Source organism: Sporosarcina jeotgali (assembly GCF_033304595.1).
Classification (GTDB): domain Bacteria; phylum Bacillota; class Bacilli; order Bacillales_A; family Planococcaceae; genus Sporosarcina; species Sporosarcina jeotgali.
In genome coordinates, this window is sequence record NZ_CP116341.1 from 3,200,001 (window position 1) to 3,203,634 (window position 3,634).

Here is a 3,634-nt window from a genome sequence, read left to right on the forward strand (position 1 = left end):
CGTCACACCACGAGAGTTTGTAACACCCGAAGTCGGTGGGGTAACCCTTAGGGGAGCTAGCCGCCGAAGGTGGGACAGATGATTGGGGTGAAGTCGTAACAAGGTAGCCGTATCGGAAGGTGCGGCTGGATCACCTCCTTTCTAAGGATATATGTCAGTGGAACATCCTCGTGATGATGAAGCTGCACATTCGGAAAAGAACCTTTGGTTCTTACGTTGACATTTTGCGTTCAGTTTTGAAGGTTCATCAAAAAGCGGAGACGACCGTTTTGATGCGACAAGCATAAGACAGATCGACGAAGTGGCGATTTTTGCCACGTAGACGAGTTGGCTTATGATCTCGAGCATCAGGGAGTCGGAGCTGGATTATGATGAATATCTTCAAACTTGTTCATTGAAAACTGGATAAAACAACATTGAAGCAACAAATCAAGACAATCAACCGAGTCGGACACTATTTATAGTGAGCCGAACAGCGATTCTTGTGTTCTTTCTTCTCAATCATCGCTGATTGAAAGAAGAACGTTAACTTTTTGGTTAAGTTAGAAAGGGCGCACGGCGGATGCCTTGGCACTAGGAGCCTAAGAAGGACGGCACTAACACCGATATGCTTCGGGGAGCTGTAAGTAAGCTGTGATCCGAAGATTTCCGAATGGGGAAACCCACCATCTTTAATAGGATGGTACGTATTTGTGAATACATAGCAAATACGAGGCAGACCCGGAGAACTGAAACATCTAAGTATCCGGAGGAAGAGAAAGAAAAATCGATTCCCTGAGTAGCGGCGAGCGAAACGGGAAAAGCCCAAACCAGGAAGCTTGCTTCCTGGGGTTGTAGGACACTCTATACGGAGTTACAAAAGGATGAGTTAGGCGAAGCGACCTGGAAAGGTCCGCCAGAGTGGGTAAAAGCCCCGTAACCGAAAATTCATCCCCTCCAGAGTGGATCCTGAGTACGGCGGAACACGTGAAATTCCGTCGGAATCCGGGAGGACCATCTCCCAAGGCTAAATACTCCCTAGTGACCGATAGTGAACCAGTACCGTGAGGGAAAGGTGAAAAGCACCCCGGAAGGGGAGTGAAATAGATCCTGAAACCGTGTGCCTACAAGTTGTCAGAGCCCGTTAATGGGTGATGGCGTGCCTTTTGTAGAATGAACCGGCGAGTTACGATTCCATGCGAGGTTAAGCAGAGAATGCGGAGCCGCAGCGAAAGCGAGTCTGAATAGGGCGAATGAGTATGGGGTCGTAGACCCGAAACCAGGTGATCTACCCATGTCCAGGGTGAAGGTAAGGTAACACTTACTGGAGGCCCGAACCCACGTACGTTGAAAAGTGCGGGGATGAGGTGTGGGTAGCGGTGAAATTCCAATCGAACCTGGAGATAGCTGGTTCTCTCCGAAATAGCTTTAGGGCTAGCCTCAAACGTTAGAATCTCGGAGGTAGAGCACTGTTTGGACTAGGGGCCCATCCCGGGTTACCGAATTCAGACAAACTCCGAATGCCGATGATTTATGTTTGGGAGTCAGACTATGGGTGATAAGGTCCATAGTCGAGAGGGAAACAGCCCAGACCGCCAGTTAAGGTCCCAAAGTATTCGTTAAGTGGAAAAGGATGTGGCGCTGCCCAGACAACCAGGATGTTGGCTTAGAAGCAGCCATCATTTAAAGAGTGCGTAATAGCTCACTGGTCGAGTGGCGCTGCGCCGAAAATGTATCGGGGCTAAACGAATCACCGAAACTGCGGATTGACACCTTTGGTGTCAGTGGTAGGAGAGCGTTCCAAGGGCGTTGAAGCTGGACCGGAAGGACTGGTGGAGCGCTTGGAAGTGAGAATGCCGGTATGAGTAGCGAAAGAAGGGTGAGAATCCCTTCCACCGAATGCCCAAGGTTTCCTGAGGAAGGCTCGTCCACTCAGGGTCAGTCGGGACCTAAGTCGAGGCCGATAGGCGTAGACGATGGACAACAGGTTGATATTCCTGTACTACCTCCCCACCGTTTGAGTGATGGGGTGACGCAGAAGGATAGGGTGAGCGCGCTGTTGGTCATGCGCGTCTAAGCAGTGAGGTGTGAAACGAGGCAAATCCCGTTTCTACAACATTGAGCTGTGATGGCAAGGGGTGTATACCCTGGAGTCCCTGATTTCACACTGCCAAGAAAAGCCTCTAACGAGGTGGGAGGTACCCGTACCGCAAACCAACACAGGTAGGCGAGGAGAGAATCCTAAGGTGATCGAGAGAACTCTCGTTAAGGAACTCGGCAAAATGACCCCGTAACTTCGGGAGAAGGGGTGCTCTGGTAGGGTGTATAGCCCGAGAGAGCCGCAGTGAATAGGCCCAGGCGACTGTTTAGCAAAAACACAGGTCTCTGCAAAACCGTAAGGTGACGTATAGGGGCTGACGCCTGCCCGGTGCTGGAAGGTTAAGAGGAGAGGTTAGCGCAAGCGAAGCTTCGAATTGAAGCCCCAGTAAACGGCGGCCGTAACTATAACGGTCCTAAGGTAGCGAAATTCCTTGTCGGGTAAGTTCCGACCCGCACGAAAGGCGTAACGATCTGGGCACTGTCTCAACGAGAGACTCGGTGAAATTATAATATGCGTGAAGATGCGCATTACCCGCGACAGGACGGAAAGACCCCGTGGAGCTTTACTGTAGCCTGATATTGAATTCCGGTGCAGCCTGTACAGGATAGGTAGGAGCCTGAGAGACCGGAGCGCTAGCTTCGGAGGAGGCAATGGTGGGATACTACCCTGGCTGTATTGGACTTCTAACCCTTGCCCGTGATCCGGGCAGGAGACAGTGTCAGGCGGACAGTTTGACTGGGGCGGTCGCCTCCTAAAGAGTAACGGAGGCGCCCAAAGGTTTCATTCGTAGAGTGCAAAGGCATAAGGGAGCTTGACTGCGAGACCTACAAGTCGAGCAGGGTCGAAAGACGGGCTTAGTGATCCGGTGGTTCCGCATGGAAGGGCCATCGCTCAACGGATAAAAGCTACCCCGGGGATAACAGGCTTATCTCCCCCAAGAGTCCACATCGACGGGGAGGTTTGGCACCTCGATGTCGGCTCATCGCATCCTGGGGCTGTAGTCGGTCCCAAGGGTTGGGCTGTTCGCCCATTAAAGCGGTACGCGAGCTGGGTTCAGAACGTCGTGAGACAGTTCGGTCCCTATCCGTCGCGGGCGCAGGAAATTTGAGAGGAGCTGTCCTTAGTACGAGAGGACCGGGATGGACACACCTCTGGTGTACCAGTTGTCTTGCCAAAGGCATCGCTGGGTAGCTATGTGTGGACGGGATAAATGCTGAAAGCATCTAAGCATGAAGCCCCCCTCGAGATGAGATTTCCCATTACGCAAGTAAGTAAGATCCCTCAAAGATGATGAGGTGGATAGGTCTGGTGTGGAAGCATGGCGACATGTGGAGCTGACAGATACTAATAGATCGAGGACTTTCCCAAATATAAGTGAAGAGCCGTAAGGCTGTCTTGAAACATCAATGTTGGTTTTATCCAGTTTTGAGCGAACAAGCTCAAGTTGTCTGGTAATGATGGCGAAGAGGTCACACCCGTTCCCATACCGAACACGGAAGTTAAGTTCTTCAGCGCCGATGGTAGTAGGGGGCTTCCCCCTGTGAGAGTAGGACG

At 51.6% G+C, this 3,634-nt stretch carries 3 rRNA genes (1 of these 3 running past the window's edge); all 3 read left to right on the forward strand.

Features of this window, described 5'->3' with window-relative positions:
- Positions 1-141 (forward strand): 16S ribosomal RNA (locus PGH26_RS16135) (it extends 1,411 nt beyond the left edge of the window).
- A 394-nt stretch (positions 142-535) separates the two neighbouring features.
- A 23S ribosomal RNA gene (locus PGH26_RS16140) occupies positions 536-3,448 on the forward strand.
- Positions 3,449-3,527: 79 nt separating this feature from the next.
- Positions 3,528-3,634 (forward strand): 5S ribosomal RNA (gene rrf / locus PGH26_RS16145).
- Together the 16S, 23S and 5S rRNA genes form the textbook arrangement of a ribosomal RNA operon.